The sequence below is a fragment of the Agrobacterium sp. Ap1 genome, from assembly GCF_017313375.1.
Classification (GTDB): Bacteria; Pseudomonadota; Alphaproteobacteria; order Rhizobiales; family Rhizobiaceae; genus Neorhizobium; species Neorhizobium cellulosilyticum.
Genome location: NZ_JAFLMY010000017.1, coordinates 63328 through 77928 on the forward strand (window position 1 = coordinate 63328; position 14601 = coordinate 77928).

The 14601-nt window shown below is 60.7% G+C and carries 16 protein-coding genes and 2 riboswitches; of the genes, 7 read left to right on the forward strand and 9 right to left on the reverse strand.

What is annotated here, in order from left to right; all coding sequences use genetic code 11:
- Positions 1 to 2: 2 nt before the first annotated feature.
- The gene (gene cobW, locus JZX87_RS24235) at positions 3 to 1052 is read right to left on the reverse strand and encodes a cobalamin biosynthesis protein CobW (RefSeq protein ID WP_183829454.1); all 1050 of its coding nucleotides are present in this window, start codon (positions 1050 to 1052) and stop codon (positions 3 to 5) included.
- Positions 1049 to 1477, reverse strand: coding sequence for a DUF1636 family protein (locus JZX87_RS24240; RefSeq protein ID WP_183829451.1), 429 nt, complete (start codon positions 1475 to 1477; stop codon positions 1049 to 1051). Before JZX87_RS24240 ends, cobW begins: the two co-directional genes overlap by 4 nt.
- Before the next feature lie 104 nt (positions 1478 to 1581).
- Positions 1582 to 1808: riboswitch (cobalamin riboswitch) on the reverse strand.
- 59 nt (positions 1809 to 1867) lie between these two features.
- Positions 1868 to 2096, forward strand: a riboswitch (cobalamin riboswitch).
- A gap of 38 nt (positions 2097 to 2134) precedes the next feature.
- Here JZX87_RS24240 and JZX87_RS24245 point away from each other — a divergent pair.
- From JZX87_RS24245 to JZX87_RS24260, 4 genes are read left to right on the forward strand one after another with little or no spacing between them, the layout of a single operon-like run.
- Positions 2135 to 2311 (forward strand): CbtB domain-containing protein, encoded by a 177-nt coding sequence (locus JZX87_RS24245; RefSeq protein ID WP_183829446.1) that lies wholly within the window; start codon positions 2135 to 2137, stop codon positions 2309 to 2311.
- A 29-nt stretch (positions 2312 to 2340) separates the two neighbouring features.
- Entirely contained in the window at positions 2341 to 3105 is a 765-nt protein-coding gene (locus tag JZX87_RS24250; RefSeq protein ID WP_206828497.1) for a CbtA family protein, read from the forward strand.
- On the forward strand, positions 3102 to 3716 hold the full coding sequence (cobO, locus tag JZX87_RS24255; RefSeq protein ID WP_206828498.1) for a cob(I)yrinic acid a,c-diamide adenosyltransferase: 615 nt from the start codon (positions 3102 to 3104) through the stop codon (positions 3714 to 3716). The genes JZX87_RS24250 and cobO overlap by 4 nt, the downstream gene beginning before the upstream one ends.
- A 3-nt stretch (positions 3717 to 3719) precedes the next feature.
- The gene (locus tag JZX87_RS24260; RefSeq protein WP_206828499.1) at positions 3720 to 5177 is read left to right on the forward strand and encodes a cobyric acid synthase; all 1458 of its coding nucleotides are present in this window, start codon (positions 3720 to 3722) and stop codon (positions 5175 to 5177) included.
- Here the strand turns inward: JZX87_RS24260 and cbiB are convergent.
- Positions 5161 to 6126 carry an adenosylcobinamide-phosphate synthase CbiB gene (gene cbiB / locus JZX87_RS24265; protein WP_206828500.1) on the reverse strand — a complete coding sequence of 322 codons (966 nt, stop codon included), beginning with the start codon at positions 6124 to 6126 and terminating at the stop codon, positions 5161 to 5163. The genes JZX87_RS24260 and cbiB overlap by 17 nt on opposite strands.
- A 4-nt stretch (positions 6127 to 6130) precedes the next feature.
- Between cbiB and cobD the strand changes: the two genes are divergently transcribed.
- Positions 6131 to 7153 carry a threonine-phosphate decarboxylase CobD gene (gene cobD / locus JZX87_RS24270; protein ID WP_353654251.1) on the forward strand — a complete coding sequence of 341 codons (1023 nt, stop codon included), beginning with the start codon at positions 6131 to 6133 and terminating at the stop codon, positions 7151 to 7153.
- A 7-nt stretch (positions 7154 to 7160) separates the two neighbouring features.
- On the opposite strand, the gene JZX87_RS24275 is transcribed toward cobD, so the two are convergent.
- The 5 genes from JZX87_RS24275 to JZX87_RS24295 all read right to left on the reverse strand — a co-directional run bounded on the left by JZX87_RS24275 (position 7161) and on the right by JZX87_RS24295 (position 12738).
- Positions 7161 to 8000, reverse strand: coding sequence for an alpha/beta hydrolase (locus JZX87_RS24275; protein ID WP_206828502.1), 840 nt, complete (start codon positions 7998 to 8000; stop codon positions 7161 to 7163).
- Between the two features lie 10 nt (positions 8001 to 8010).
- Complete coding sequence (locus JZX87_RS24280; protein ID WP_148143705.1) at positions 8011 to 8700, reverse strand: hypothetical protein; 690 nt, start codon at positions 8698 to 8700, stop codon at positions 8011 to 8013.
- Between the two features lie 118 nt (positions 8701 to 8818).
- A complete protein-coding gene (locus tag JZX87_RS24285; RefSeq protein ID WP_206828522.1) occupies positions 8819 to 9805 on the reverse strand; it encodes a P1 family peptidase in 987 nt (328 codons plus the stop codon).
- Between the two features lie 16 nt (positions 9806 to 9821).
- Positions 9822 to 11363, reverse strand: coding sequence for an L-piperidine-6-carboxylate dehydrogenase (gene amaB, locus JZX87_RS24290; RefSeq protein ID WP_206828503.1), 1542 nt, complete (start codon positions 11361 to 11363; stop codon positions 9822 to 9824).
- A gap of 91 nt (positions 11364 to 11454) precedes the next feature.
- The gene (locus JZX87_RS24295) at positions 11455 to 12738 is read right to left on the reverse strand and encodes an NAD(P)/FAD-dependent oxidoreductase (protein WP_206828504.1); all 1284 of its coding nucleotides are present in this window, start codon (positions 12736 to 12738) and stop codon (positions 11455 to 11457) included.
- 101 nt (positions 12739 to 12839) lie between these two features.
- Between JZX87_RS24295 and JZX87_RS24300 the strand changes: the two genes are divergently transcribed.
- Positions 12840 to 13763, forward strand: a complete 924-nt coding sequence (locus JZX87_RS24300) for a LysR family transcriptional regulator (RefSeq protein WP_206828505.1) — start codon at positions 12840 to 12842, stop codon at positions 13761 to 13763.
- A 66-nt stretch (positions 13764 to 13829) separates the two neighbouring features.
- Positions 13830 to 14066: an Lrp/AsnC ligand binding domain-containing protein gene (locus JZX87_RS24305; RefSeq protein WP_112506623.1), complete on the forward strand. Its 237-nt coding sequence runs from the start codon at positions 13830 to 13832 to the stop codon at positions 14064 to 14066.
- 78 nt (positions 14067 to 14144) lie between these two features.
- Here the strand turns inward: JZX87_RS24305 and JZX87_RS24310 are convergent, their stop codons facing one another.
- On the reverse strand, positions 14145 to 14342 hold the full coding sequence (locus JZX87_RS24310; RefSeq protein WP_148143694.1) for a hypothetical protein: 198 nt from the start codon (positions 14340 to 14342) through the stop codon (positions 14145 to 14147).
- Positions 14343 to 14601 lie beyond the last annotated feature (259 nt).

Genomic DNA, 14601 nt, shown 5'->3' on the forward strand with positions numbered 1-14601 from the left:
TCTTATGCCGCCAGCATTTTTTCGATCGCGGCGCGGTCGATGCCTTTTTCGCCGATCACGACGAGGCGGCTCTGGCGGTTTTCGCCAGGTGCCCAGGCGCGGTCGAAATAGTGGTTCACGCGCGATCCTACCGCTTGAACCTGCAGGCGCATCGGCTTGTTCGCGACGTCGACAAAGCCCTTTATGCGCAGCACGTTTTCCGCTTCCGCGGTCGCCGAAATACGGGCAGCCAGCGCTTCGGGGTCGGTTACCGAGGCCAGATCGATAACGAAACTGTCGAAATCGTCGTGGTCGTGGTCGAGTTCGTCGTCATGATGGGTCTTGCGGTTCTCGATATCGTCCTCGACGGCAAGGCCAAGGCCGATCAGAACGCTGGGATCAACCGCTCCATTTGCAGCTGGTACGATTCTCACGGCACGCGGCAGATGCGCCTGAACTCGGCCCTTGGCGGCTGCAAGCGAAGCCTGATCGAGAAGGTCGGTCTTGGTCAGCACGATCATGTCGGCACAGGCGACCTGGTCCTCGAACACTTCTTCGACCGGATCGTCATGATCGATCGAGCTGTCGGTCTGGCGCTGGGCTTCGAGCGCATCGTGGTCATCGGCAACGCGGCCTTCGGCCAGTGCTACACCATCAACGACCGCAATCACGGCATCTACTGTCACACGCGCCTTCACGGCCGGCCACTGAAACGCCTGTACGAGCGGCTTCGGCAGAGCAAGACCGGAAGTCTCGATCAGGATATGGTCAACGCGCGGCTCGCGGGCGAGAATCTGGTCGATCGCCGGCACGAAATCGTCTGCCACCGTGCAGCAGATACAGCCATTGGCCAGTTCGATGATGTTGTCGTCCGGGCAGCTCTCGATGCCGCAGCCTTTCAGCACCTCGCCATCGATGCCGACATCGCCGAATTCGTTGACGATGATCGCCAGCCGCTTGCCGTCCAGCTTTTCGATCAGGTTGCGGATCAGCGTGGTCTTGCCGGCGCCGAGAAAGCCGGTAACGACGGTGCAGGGAACCTTATCGAACTTAGGGGCGAAGTTTTCGCTCATGAAGGCATGTCCTCGTGGTGATGAAAGGGTGGGATACGGGCCGTCATGCCTTTTCCACGAAGGCACATCGGGCGGCCGCGAAGGGGCAGGAAACCGCGCTCGTCTTCGGCCAGCATCATCGCGCCGGTGACGATGTCGTCGGCATCTTCGGTGGAGAGGTGGCCAAAGACATAGGACCAGCCGGAACGGTGGTTGAAGGCCGCACTCGGGCTCTTATCGCAATTGGCAAGGCAGGTGACCGGCTTGACGGTAAGCGGCTTGCCCTTAGCTGCCAGTTTCAGCGCTTCGATCAGGTCGATACCGGGGCGGGCCTCGCTGTCCGTCGCCTCGCGGCAATTGGTGCAGACGAAGATCGTCACGTCGACGTTGCCGGCATTGCCGCCAACGGTCGTTCCGGTTTCGTCTTTTCGCGCATCATCTGTCATCAGGCCGCACTACCGCCGGGTTACTCAAGTCGGGGTGCGGAACAGGAAAGCCAAGCCATCCTGCAGCGATGATTGAAGCCTTTGCCGGAGCACCCCGCCCGGAAAAGCATGATTTTCAAACGGCAGGTCTCCTGGCTCGCGGGTCGTCACCATCCGCCTGCCTTCCCAGAAGGGTCCATGGCCGGACCTCTCCAGTGGCGTCTCTGGCGTGATGGCTCGCCGCACACAGTTGCGGGGGCAGCCGCGGCATTGGACCGTTTTATCGGTCCGCACCGCATTCTCTCTTAGCCCCTGCCGTTGCCGGCAAAGGACCGTCGTGGCGCTCAAGTAAGCGTTCCGCGGTCAAACTGTCAATGTCGCAAAGGCGATTGCCGATAGAACCGAATTGACTATAGTGGATCTGTCTTTGGTGCCCGGAAGGGTTACTCAAGGGAATGCGGTGCGACGATCTTTCGTCAAACCCGCGGCTGCCCCCGCAACTGTAAGCGGAAAGCCTTTGCCCAAAACGGCCATCCGGTCGTCAAGCCACTGGAGCAATCCCTTTACGGATTGAATTGGGAAGGCGGGTGAAGGCGCCCGATCCGCGAGCCAGGAGACCTGCCAGAGACATTCGGCAATGGTAACAGCCCTCGGGTGGAGGGCAGAAAGACGAAGTCCATGGTTACGAATTCTGCTGCAGCCGCAGCCAGCGTTTCCGCATCAAAAATCATTCCTCTTAGCATGTCGGCCCTTCTTGGCCTGTTCATGGTCGGTTTCGTCGGCTTCTCGCATCTGGAAGTCGTGCATAACGCGGCCCATGATACGCGCCATTCGCTGGCCTTTCCCTGCCATTGATATAGCCAGCCACCGAGGGGATTTTCCAAATGTCGCTATTTCGTAACATCGTCTTCACGGCGGTGGTCGCCGGACTTTTGTCCGGGATGCTGATGACCGTGATGCAGAGTTTTTCCACCGTACCGCTGATCCTGCAGGCGGAAACCTATGAAAATGCCGGCGGCGAAGAGGCCGGGCATAGTCATGACGCGGTATCTGCTGCCGGGACGGCTGCACCGACCGCTGATCACCACCATGACGAAGAGGCCTGGGCGCCCGCCGACGGTTTCGAGCGGTTCATCTATACCGCTTCCGCCGATGTGCTTGCCGCGATCGGTTTCGCGCTCGTTGCGATCGCAATCGCCGAAGCTCTCGGCGGTTTCGGCGGATGGCGCGGCGGTCTGCTGTTCGGCATTGCCGGCTTCCTCACCGTCAGCCTGGCGCCCGGTCTGGGGCTGCCGCCGGAATTGCCGGGCATGCCGGCTGCCGATCTCGGGCCGCGTCAGGTCTGGTGGGTCTCGACTGCGATCTGCACCGCGGCGGGTCTCGGGCTTCTCGCCTATACCCGATCGGCTCTGCTGGCGGCTCTGGCAATCGTGCTTCTCGTCGCGCCGCATCTGGTCGGCGCGCCGTTGCCGCCAACCCATGAAACGGCTGTGCCGATCGAGCTCTATGCCCGCTTCGTCAATGCCGTTTATGCCACGAACCTGATCTTCTGGGCGGTGCTCGGAGCGATTGCCGGCCTGCTGCGAGAGAAGTTTCGCAGCGGAGAACAGGTTTCGCTGACCGCCGAAAGGGAGCTTGCAGCGCGTTGAAGACTGTAGACGAAACCGCCGAGGAACGTCATCGCGCCAAGATGGCGAACCGCAAGGCGGTTCAGGATGCCGAAGTCGCCGAGAAGACCCTCGAAAAGGGTCTTCTCATTGTCCATACCGGCCCCGGCAAGGGCAAGTCGACGGCCGCCTTCGGGCTGGCTCTCCGGATGCTCGGCAACAATCGCCGCGTCGGCATCGTCCAGTTCATCAAGGGCGCGTGGTCTACCGGCGAACAGCCGGCGCTTGCCGTGTTCGGCGATCGGGTGGTCTGGCACACGATGGGCGAGGGCTTTACCTGGGAAACCCAGGACCTGAAGCGGGATATCGCTGCAGCGAAAAAGGCCTGGGAGAAGGCGCTCGAGCTGATGGCTGACGAGACGATCGGGCTGGTCATCCTCGATGAACTCAATATCGCACTTCGCTACGACTATCTTGATCTGGAAAAGGTCGTCGCCGCCTTCCAGGCCAGACGCCCTGACCTGCATGTTGTCGTCACCGGCCGCAACGCGAAACCGGCCTTGATAGAGGCGGCTGATCTGGTGACGGAGATGTCTCTGGTCAAACATCACTTCAAGGCGGGTGTCAAAGCCCAGGCCGGCATCGAGTTCTAGATCATGGTCGCTCGCTCGCTGATGTTCCAGGGAACGGGCTCCGACGTGGGCAAGTCGCTGGTCGTGGCCGGCCTTGCCCGCGCCTTCACTTCGCGTGGCCTGAGCGTCGCGCCGTTCAAGCCCCAGAACATGTCGAACAATGCGGCCGTCACCGCCGATGGCGGCGAGATCGGCCGGGCGCAGGCGCTGCAGGCGCGCGCGGCCGGCATGCCGCTCAGCGTGCATATGAACCCGGTGCTTCTGAAACCGCAGAGCGAGATCGGCTCCCAGGTCGTGGTGCAGGGGCGCGTCGAAGGCAATGCCAAGGCATCCGAATACCAGCATCTCAAGACCCGGCTGCTCTCCCGCGTGCTCGAAAGCTTCGAGATACTGCGCGCCAAGGCTGATCTGGTTCTGGTCGAGGGTGCGGGCAGCGCGTCTGAAATCAACCTGCGCCAGAACGATATTGCCAATATGGGTTTTGCCCGTGCCGCCGATGTTCCGGTTGTCCTGATCGGTGATATCGATCGCGGCGGCGTCATCGCCAGTCTTGCCGGCACGAAACTGGTCATCGATGCCGATGATGCGGCAATGATCCGCGGTTTCATCGTCAACCGGTTTCGTGGCGATCCGGCGCTGTTTGCCGAAGGCATGGATCTGATTGCCCGATTCACGGGCTGGCAATCGATCGGGCTCCTGCCGCATTTTGCCGATGCGGCACTTTTGCCGGCCGAAGATGCGCTGGGCCTTTCCCAGTCTTTTGCTCGCAAGCCGGGAGCAAAAATTCGAATCGCGGTGCCGATCCTACCGCATATTTCCAATTTCGACGATCTCGACCCGCTGGAAGCCGAGCAGGATGTGGAACTGATCCGCGTCCGTCGCGGCGAAGCCATTCCCGGTGATTGCGATCTCGTGCTGCTGGTCGGCTCCAAGGCTACGATCTCGGATCTTGCGGCGCTGCGCCAAGCCGGGTTCGATGTAGATATCGCCGCCCATCATCGCCGCGGCGGGCGGGTGCTCGGTTTGTGCGGCGGTTATCAGATGCTCGGCAAACGGCTTTCCGATCCGGAAGGGACTGAAGGCCCACCCGGTTCAGTCGATGGACTCGGCCTGCTCAATGTCGAAACCGTTCTTTCCGGCGCCAAGCGGCTTGAAGCAGTTTCGGGTTCTAGTTTCGATGGTATTTCCTTCGCCGGCTACGAAATGCATATCGGCCGCACAGCCGGCGCGGATTGCGCCCGGCCGTTCTCGACGATCGGTGGTCAAGCGGAAGGGGCATCCTCCGCTGATGGCCGGGTCGTCGGCACTTACGTCCACGGGTTGTTTTCCGACGACAGGCAGCGGTCAGCTTGGCTCACCCGTCTTGGCGGTTCGTCTTCAGGCCTCGATTACGAGGCGAATGTCGATGCCATTCTCGATCGTCTCGCCGCCCATATGGAACGGTATCTCGATCTCAGCGGGTTGCTCAGACTTGCCACATGAGGACCGCCAGGACGCCGAAAAGGCCGATCAGCAGCATGTCGGCAATGCGGGCGATCTTCAGCGCGTCGTAGATATCCTCATAGACCAGTTCGCTGCGGCCGCCTTCGCCCATATAGCTCGCCTCGATCATCTCGCCGCCATAACTGCGCGGGCCGGCAAGCGCTATTCCCAAGGCACCTGCCATCGCAGCTTCAGGCCAGCCGGCATTCGGCGATCGATGGTTCTTAGCATCGCGGCGGATCGCCCTGATGGCATTGCTTGGCGAGGCATCGCGAACAAAAAGCGCGGCAACCACGAAAAGCGCTGCCGTGAGGCGCGAGGCAGGCAGGTTGACGAGGTCGTCGAAACGGGCGGCCGCCCAGCCGAAAGCTTCGTGGCGCGGCGAGCGGTGGCCGATCATGCTGTCGGCGGTATTGGCTGCCTTGTATGCCGCACCGGCAGGCAGGCCGCCGATCCCCATCCAGAAGGCCGGCGCGACCACGCCATCGGAAAAATTCTCGGCGAGGCTTTCGATCGCCGCCCGGCAAACTGCCGCTTCGTCCAATTGTTCGACATCGCGGCCGACAATTCTGGAGACGGCCGCCCGTCCCGCCGGCAAGCCATGGTGCTTGAGCGAGGAAGCGACATCGCGCACATGTCGCTCGAGGCTCTTCTGGGCCGGGAGGCTCGCAGCGACAAGAATGAGCAGGATCGGACCCAGCGGGATAACAAGCAGCACATCCTGCAGGACCGCAGAGACAAGAATGACAATCGCCATCAGAACGGCGAGTGCCTGGATCCCCATGCGTTTTCGCGTGGCGAAGTCATCCGCCTCGCGGTTCCATCGGGCGTCGAGTTGCGATATCAGCCGGCCGATCCACGTGACGGGATGGCCGATCAGTCTGAACAGCCAATCCGGGTAGCCGGTAAAGCGCTCCAAGATCAGCGCGAGGAATGCAAGAAGGAACATTGCTGTGGCAAACCCAAAGGATAAAGATGTCGTTGGCGATCCGATCCAGCACGGCGGCAATCTGGCCAGGGCGCGTGCGCTGTTTCCTCAGGCGCCGGAACCATGGATCGATCTTTCGACTGGTATCAATCCGCATTCCTATCCGCATTCAGCAATTCCTAGCAATGTTTTTGCACGGCTGCCGGAACCGGCATCGCTTGATGAGTTGAAAGCGATCGCAGCTAAAACCTATGGCGCGCTGTCCGCGGCCCATGTCGCGGCAGGGCCAGGCACGCAGATCCTGCTGCCGATCGTCGCCTCGCTGATCGATGGGCGCAAGGCAGCAATTCTGTCTCCCACCTATGCCGAACATGCCCGCGCAGCAAAACTGGCCGGATTCGAGGTCACCGAAACCGATGACATCAATCAGCTCGCAGCGGCCGATCTTGCGGTCATCGTCAACCCCAACAATCCGACCGGTCGCGTCGTGCCGAGGGCGGATCTCCTGTCGCTTGCCGACGCCATGCGGGACAAAGGTGGACTGCTTGTCGTTGATGAAGCCTTTTCGGACGTGTCCGAGGCCAAAAGCGTTGCGGAAATGGTCGAAAGCGGTGGCCTTCTGGTCTTGCGTTCATTCGGAAAATTTTACGGCATGGCCGGCCTCAGGCTCGGTTTTGCGATCTCTCATCCCGATGTGGTGCGACGGATTGAAGACAGGCTCGGTCCCTGGGCGATATCCGGTCCAGCGCTCCATGTGGCAAGCGAGGCGCTGGCCGATGGCTGGTGGCAGGTGATGATGCGCCGACGGCTGGAAGACGAAATGGCTCGTCTGGAGACGCTGCTCACGACTGCCGGCATTTCCATGCATGGAGGCACATCCCTGTTCCGGTTGATCCGGGATCCACGCGCCCAGGCACTTTACCGGCATCTCGCCAGCCACGGCATCCTCACCCGTCGCTTCGATGAGCGCCCGGACGATCTCAGGATCGGCCTGCCGGGGGAAGAAGGCTGGCATCGACTGGAAGAAGCGCTGGCATCCTTCGTTTAGTCGGATCCTATGCCGGCCATGTCTGTCGCTCGAGGTTAAAGGCACGACGGACGAAGTTGGCGGGTTCCATCCATGTGCCCTTCTGATCCGGAAATGGTGGTTCGGCGCCCGAAGGCGGTAGGTACTCGCCGTGCTCGTAGTCCAGCCTATTGTCGATCTGCCAGGGTTTTACGGTATTGCCGATCGCCCTTGGCGGCCCACTGAAACCGAGCGCAGCGGAGAGCGGATTGCTGGTCGGGTCGAGAACATGCCCAAAGAAGTTGCCGAATGGAAAAGCCAAGCGAAGGACAAGATCCTTCTCCGACGCCAGAACATAGATATGCCCGCTCTTCTCGAAGGCATCGACATATTCCTTCTCCAGGCAGGTCCGCTCTATGGCTGCTGCCATCAGGCAGGCGGATCGCGTTTTGCGGTTCAGCCGCCTGATCGTCTCCAGAACGACCCGAGCACCAAGGCTGTGGCTGGCGAAGGAAAAGCTTGCCGCCTGCCGCAGTTCAAGGTTGGAGAAGGCCGCCAGTTTCTGGCCGGTAAGGTTCGCCGTCGGCTTCTCCACCGGGTAGCTGATGAAGCCCGCATGAGAATCGCCCGGCCATAAGATGCCGATGAAAACCGCAGAGGGTGGCAGGTTGAGAAGTGTCTCTAGCCGGGAGAGCGCATGCACTCCGTCGCTCTGCCTGTTATTGTAGCCGTGGACGACAAAGAGGATATCGCGGCCGGTTGTCTGTTGCCTGAATATGTCCGGTCTTACCGGAGACAGCGCAAAGTCGGTATCAATCTTCTGCATCGCCGGCGTCATTGCTATGGCGCCGCCAATTGGTGAAACCCTGAAATTGAGGAATAGCGTCACAATGGCCCCCTTATCGTCTTACCGCCTTGAAAGCCCATGCGGCTTTGGAAATGGCCGAGGATAGATCCTTGGCTATCGGAGCGACGGGAACGGCGACGAGCCCGATCAGGAAGGCCAGAATGAAATGCGAAGACCCGAAATCCTCAGTGACTACGGCCGTGCCTACCTCGGCCAGCACGATCGCGATTGCCGCGGCGACGAAGCGTGACGTATTGCGGAACTGCTGTTCGGCGCGCTCGAATGCGGCGTCCAGTCTTGCGTCTATGATCGCGTCGAAGCGGGCCAGAATGGCCAGTTCCGCTTCGTTCGGCGTTTCGCCGATCTCTATCTTCCGGGCGATCGCGGCAAGAAGATCGCCGTCACCCGGCAACACATAGCCGGCAATCGGTGCGGCGGTCTGTGAATTGAAGCCCAGCCTTATCAGATTTCTGGCGGCGGCCTTTTGCTCGGCCTTGTCCATTCCGTTTAACCAGTTTGCCTTTACGACCGCATAAGGCTCTTCCGCATTAATCGTCTTGAGAGCGGCTTCAAACGGCTGAAATGCCGATTCGATAAAATGATAGCCGACATTGGAAATGCCGCCGTTAAACGGCTTGGTTACATCCACAAGTCCGAATGCTGCCGTTCCCAGAGCGGCAACCGCCGAGAGGGCGGTGCCGAATTGACCGAGGTCGATGCTCCCGATTTCCGCGATATCCATAACTCCCCCATCTGGCAGATCGGGCGCATCGTGACAGCGTCTCCCGGCGATATCTCCAGTGAGAGGAGAGTGAAGTAATTTTCACTTGGTTGCAATTAAAATAAACTACAACCTTTGGTTATTTGTATGTATCCCGCCATGCGGCCTGCGCATTTGGTACTGGTAAAGAAGTCGCCTCGTAGACACCGCGTGCCACCGCGCGTGCCGTCACCACCGTCGCCAGATGGCAGAGTTCTGCGAAGTCAGACATATCGCCCAAAGGTTTTCTGCCGGTTGCGGCGGAAAAGATCGTGTCGCCATCGCCGGGCAGATGTGCTGGCAGAACGGCGCGCGCCAGCCCGTCATGAGCCATGATCGACAGGCGGTGCGCCTGCGCTTTTGTCAGCGTCGCATCGGTGACGACCACACCGATCGTCGTCGCCTTCAGTTTTACGCCCTTAATACGCATAGCCGTATCGTCATCGGTAAACTGCTGCGGAAAGCCGAGGCCGCCGAATTCGCCATTCTTCTCGAAGGCAGATGCCCAGAAATGCGGGCCGTCGCCGACCGTGGCCGATCCCATGGCGTTGACAGCCAGCAGGGCCGCAATCCGGTGGCCGGAAGAGGTGACGGCGCTTGCCGAGCCGATACCGCCCTTAAACGTTGCGGTCGTGGCGCCAGTTCCGGCACCCACGGTGCCAAGCGCAAAGGCGCCCTTTTGTGCCGCCTGAAAGGCATCATGGCCCATGTCGCGATAGGGTGAATGCAGGCCCCAGTCCTTGTTGCCGCCGTTGAGCAGGTCCATCAGGATCGCCTGTGGCACGATCGGCACTCTTGTGGTGCCGACTTCCAGTCCGCGGCCGATCTGGCGTAATCCTGCCTGCACGCCGCCGGCTGCATCGAGGCCGAAGGCCGAGCCGCCGGACAGCACGAAGGCATCGACAGATTGTACCGTCATCGATGGGTCGAGAAGGGCCGTATCGCGCCCGCCCGGTGCGCCACCCAGAACCGAGCCGGAGGCAATCGCCGGCTCGTCGAAAATGATGGCCGTGACGCCCGAGCCGAGCACGAGATCGGTGGCATGGCCAACGGCCACGCCTTCTATATCCGTCAGAAGGTTCAGCATCGTCACAGTAATCTCGTTATTCGATGTCGAACTTGACGCCCTGTGCCAGCGGCAGGGTGCGTCCGTAGTTCAGCGTATTGGTGGCGCGGCGCATATAGGCCCTCCAAGCGTCCGAGCCGGATTCACGGCCGCCGCCGGTTTCCTTTTCGCCGCCAAACGCGCCGCCGATCTCGGCACCGGAGGGGCCGATATTGACATTGGCGATGCCGCAATCGGAACCGCGCGCAGATACGAAGGTTTCTGCCTCGCGCATGTCGTTGGTGAAGATCGATGACGACAGGCCCTGCGGCACGTCGTTATGCAGCGCCAGCGCTTCGTCGAAGGTTGAATATTTCATCACGTAAAGGATCGGCGCGAAGGTCTCTTCCTTCACCGTATCGGTCTGGTTCGGCATCTCGACGATTGCCGGGCGGACGTAATAAGCATCGGTCGCCTCCGCATCCAGCACACGCTCGCCGCCGACCACCTTGCCGCCGGCTGCCTTCGAGGCCTGAAGCGCTGCCTGCATCTTGTCGAAAGCCTGCTTGTCGATCAGCGGTCCGACAAGATTGCCCTCTGTGAGGGGCGAGCCGATGGTGACCGACTGATAAGCCTTGGCGAGACGCGGAACGAGCGCATCATAGACGCTGTCATGCACGAAGAGGCGGCGCAGCGTCGTGCAGCGTTGGCCAGCGGTGCCCATGGCGGCGAAAGCGACACCGCGCAGGGTCAGGTCGAGATCGGCCGTCGGGGTGACGATCGCGGCATTGTTGCCGCCGAGTTCGAGGATCGAGCGAGCGAAACGCTGAGCGAGCTTCGGTCCGACTTCGCGGCCCATGCGGGTCGAGCCGGTGGCGGAAACCAGCGGCACCTTTTCATGATCGACTAGGGCTTCGCCGATTTCGCGGCCGCCGATCAGCAGCGTCGAAAGGTTTTTAGGCGCAGTGCCGCCATTGGCGATATAGCGAGCCAGCGCCTTGTCGAAGATCGCCTGGGTGGCGAGCGCCGTCAGCGGCGTTTTTTCCGAGGGCTTCCAGACGGTGGAATTGCCGCAGACGATGGCGAGCGCCGAGTTCCATGACCAGACGGCGACTGGGAAGTTGAAGGCGGAAATGATGCCGATGACACCGAGCGGATGCCAGGTTTCCATCATCCGGTGCTCGGACCGTTCGGTTGCGATCGTCAGGCCGTAGAGCTGGCGGGAGAGGCCGACGGCGAAATCGCAGATGTCGATCATTTCCTGCACTTCGCCGAGGCCTTCGGAGGTGACCTTGCCGACTTCGATCGAGACGAGGCGGCCGAGCGCTGCCTTGCCCGCGCGCAGTTCCTCGCCGAGAAGGCGGATCAGTTCGCCGCGCTTGGGTGCGGGTACGAGGCGCCATTCGAGGAAGGCGTTATGGGCCGCATCGATGGCCTTCTTGGCATCTGCGGCCGTGACTTCCGGCAGTCGGCCGATCTCGGTGCCTGAAATCGGCGAGCGAACAGCAAGCGTGCCACCCTTGTACTTGTCGGCAGTAACGCCGAGATCGGCAAAGATCTTGTCCACTTCGGCGGCGAGGTCGAGTTTGGCGAGCGTCATGTCGGTCTCCGGATGTCTGTTTGGAGGGCAATCTACAAGTCGGCGGCGTTTTCGCAATATCCGTCGACCAAGGGGTGTTCAGAACCGTTCTTCAAAACCGCTCAGTGGCGAAATGCGCGATCTGTGCGCCTGCCTCGTAATAGGCTTCCTTCATCGGGCGGAAGCTGGCTTCCTGTACGGCGGTCAGGGGCAGCGGCAGGTCCGCTTCGGCGATATCGCCCAGAATATAGTTGGCCAGAACCTTGCCGAATGTCGAACCCGGCGAAATACCGCGGCCATTGTAACCGGAGAAACCGATGACATTGGTACCGAACCGGTGGAAGCGCGGCAGCGCGTTGTCGGTCATGCCGATCTTGCCGTACCATTCGGCCTCGAATTCGACTTCTCCCAATTGCGGGAACAGGCGTTTCAGCGACCGGCGTGCCCAGGCCTTGTGAACCGCGGTGCCGGTACCGCGCAATGCACCTACCGATCCGAAAACCAGCCTTCCGGCCCGGTCCATGCGGAACGAGGAGAGCACTTCCTTCGTATCCCAGCATCCTTCGCAATTGGGCAGGATCGAGCGGCGCAGGTTGGCGGAAAGCGGCTTGGTCGCAAGGTTGAAATAGGGGAGGTGAACCTGTTCGCGCCGCACTTGCGCCCACGGCCCTGTCGAATAGGCATCTGTCGCAACGATCACCCAGTCGGCGGAAACCTGGCCTTCAGCCGTGCTGACGATCCGTTTACCGTTCGCCTCGCCGGTCGAGATCACCGGGCTGCCGGTATACAGCTTTGCGCCGGCCTTGATAGCGGCATGCGCCAGCCCGCGCGCATAGGCAAGCGGCTGCAGCGTGCCGGCGCGCATATCGAGCAGCGATCCGGCATAGGCCTTGGTGCCGATCCGGCGTTCGGTCTCTGCGGCGTCAAGAACGGTCAGCGGCGCGCCGCGTTTCTGCCATTGGCGAGCACGCTCTTCCAGTTCCTTCATGCCTTCCGCGCCGACTGCGCAATGCAGCGTGCCGTTCGTCTCGAGTTCGCAGGCGATATCGTGCTTTTCGATCAGCTCTCGAACAAGGTAAGGGCCATTACCGAGAAGCTCGAGTGCGCGCTCGCCATAATGCTCGCCGAGTTCCTTCGGAAAATCGTCAGGCATCACCCACATGCCGGCATTGATCAGGCCGACATTGCGACCGGCACCGCCAAAGCCGATTTCGGCAGCCTCCAGAAGCACGACATTGGTGCCGCGCTCGGCCAGATGCAGGGCTGCCGACAGGCCGGTATATCCACCACCGACGATCACGACGTCGGCAGTGATATTCGCCTTCAAGGGCGTCGTCACAGGTGCAGGCGGCGCGGTCCTCTCCCAGAGGCCGTGCGAACGCGGATCATTCAACATCAAGAAGTTCCCGGATTTTATTTGTTTTGCACGACTTTACAGAGGCGATTTCGCGGTGAATATCGACATAAATTCATCAGGTCATTCACTGGAGGAATGACATGCTGCCGCCCAGACGCTTCCTTCCGTCCTTTTCGCTTCTTTCCGCCTTCGAAGCCGCCGCCCGTACCGGCAGCGTCACCGCCGCCGCCAACGAACTCGGCCTCACGCAAAGCGCCGTCAGCCGGCAGATCTCGGCGCTCGAAAAGCAGCTCGGCGTCGCGCTTTTCCTGCGTGAAAGGCAGACGATCCGGCTGACGCTTGCCGGAGATGCCTATGCGCGCGAAGTTCGCGAAGCACTCAGGCGTATCTCTAACGCCTCGCTCAATCTGAGGGCCAATCCGGCAGGCGGCACGCTCAACCTTGCCATCCTGCCGTTTTTCGGCACGCGATGGCTGACCCCGCGGATCGGAAAATTCCTCGACCAGCATCCCGGGATGGTGGTCAACCTGATCACTCGGCTGGAACCGTTCGATTTCCGCTTCGACACGCTCGATGCCGCGATCCATTTCGGGCAGGCGCGCTGGCCCGGTGCAGCACTGAGTTTCCTGATGGACGAACAGACGGTGCCGGCCTGCAGTCCCGAGTTCAAAAACCGATATCTGTTGGCAGAGCCTGCAGACCTGCTTCATGCACCGCTTTTGCATCTAAACACGCGGCCGGATGCCTGGGAGCTGTGGCTGGGTCGAAACAATGTCCCGTTCGATACGGTGCATGGCATGCTGTTCGACCAGTTCACCACCATGGTCGAGGCAGCACGATCGGGGCTGGGGGCGGCGCTTTTGCCGCGTTTCCTGATCGAGCGGGAGCTGCAGGAAGGGCAGCTGGTTCTTGCCGCCGATGGGGAGCCGATGCCGACGGGACAATATTATCTCGCCTATATGCCGGATCGGGCGAGCTATCCGCCGCTCGCCGCTTTTCTTGACTGGATCGCTCGGGAGATCCGCTCTGATATGCTTGCACCGGCGGCAAGCATCGGCCAATAGTCGGTCAGCATTTTCGCGGCGTCGATAGCCGCTTCATCAGTCAGTCCATAAAGGCTAAGCGATCCCATGAAACCAATCTTCGTGCAGCTCCGTTGCAAGCCCGGCAAGACCTATGAGGTTGCCGACGCCATTTACAAGACGGAACTCGTCTCCGAGCTTTATTCCACCAGCGGCGAGTGGGATCTGCTCTTGAAAGTCTATATCAGCGACGAAGCCGAGATCGGCCGTTTCGTCAACGAAAAGATCGCCTGCATACCGGGCATCGAGCGGTCGCTGACGACAATCACCTTTACGGCTTTCTGAGCCGGAATTCATCGATAGATCGCCAAAACAAAAGCCGCCTCGAGGGCGGCTTTTCTGCATCTGAGGACCGGGCACGGTTTATACGTGTGCGACCGGCGCCGAATTTCTCGATGCGACCAGTTTGCTGATCGCTAGGCGCACGTCGTCGGCCGAATCGAAACGCTGTTCGTCGAGGTCGATGACGTGAAACTTCACCGCGATGAATTTCAAACGGTCTTCATCCGGGATCACGATGCCGACGGGCTCGCCGGCGAATTTGATGACTTGCTTCTGCATGGGTAGACTCCCGTATTGGCTGCAGAGCATGCAGCGCAAAACGAATGATAATTTCAGGAACGAATTGAACCGGAAGCGTTACATTCGACAGCACGGAAGGGAGCAGCGATCCGTGCTATTCACATCGAGCGCGAGCCGATCGAAGGCGATGACGCGTGTAGTCTCAGACATGTCACTCTCCTTCTCAACGGTTGCGCGATAACGTCAGAATCGATTTTCTGACCACCAATCACCCTAGCTGAAACGCGCCGGATGATCA

What these genes read in the sequence shown, in the direction of transcription:
- cobW (WP_183829454.1), bottom strand. Translation starts at nt 1,052, where the DNA reads ATGAGCGAAAACTTCGCCCCTAAGTTCGATAAGGTTCCCTGCACCGTC.
- JZX87_RS24240 (WP_183829451.1), bottom strand. Translation starts at nt 1,477, where the DNA reads ATGACAGATGATGCGCGAAAAGACGAAACCGGAACGACCGTTGGCGGC.
- JZX87_RS24245 (WP_183829446.1), top strand. Translation starts at nt 2,135, where the DNA reads ATGGTTACGAATTCTGCTGCAGCCGCAGCCAGCGTTTCCGCATCAAAA.
- JZX87_RS24250 (WP_206828497.1), top strand. Translation starts at nt 2,341, where the DNA reads ATGTCGCTATTTCGTAACATCGTCTTCACGGCGGTGGTCGCCGGACTT.
- JZX87_RS24260 (WP_206828499.1), top strand. Translation starts at nt 3,720, where the DNA reads ATGGTCGCTCGCTCGCTGATGTTCCAGGGAACGGGCTCCGACGTGGGC.
- cbiB (WP_206828500.1), bottom strand. Translation starts at nt 6,126, where the DNA reads ATGTTCCTTCTTGCATTCCTCGCGCTGATCTTGGAGCGCTTTACCGGC.
- JZX87_RS24280 (WP_148143705.1), bottom strand. Translation starts at nt 8,700, where the DNA reads ATGGATATCGCGGAAATCGGGAGCATCGACCTCGGTCAATTCGGCACC.
- JZX87_RS24285 (WP_206828522.1), bottom strand. Translation starts at nt 9,805, where the DNA reads ATGCTGAACCTTCTGACGGATATAGAAGGCGTGGCCGTTGGCCATGCC.
- amaB (WP_206828503.1), bottom strand. Translation starts at nt 11,363, where the DNA reads ATGACGCTCGCCAAACTCGACCTCGCCGCCGAAGTGGACAAGATCTTT.
- JZX87_RS24295 (WP_206828504.1), bottom strand. Translation starts at nt 12,738, where the DNA reads ATGTTGAATGATCCGCGTTCGCACGGCCTCTGGGAGAGGACCGCGCCG.
- JZX87_RS24300 (WP_206828505.1), top strand. Translation starts at nt 12,840, where the DNA reads ATGCTGCCGCCCAGACGCTTCCTTCCGTCCTTTTCGCTTCTTTCCGCC.
- JZX87_RS24305 (WP_112506623.1), top strand. Translation starts at nt 13,830, where the DNA reads ATGAAACCAATCTTCGTGCAGCTCCGTTGCAAGCCCGGCAAGACCTAT.
- JZX87_RS24310 (WP_148143694.1), bottom strand. Translation starts at nt 14,342, where the DNA reads ATGCAGAAGCAAGTCATCAAATTCGCCGGCGAGCCCGTCGGCATCGTG.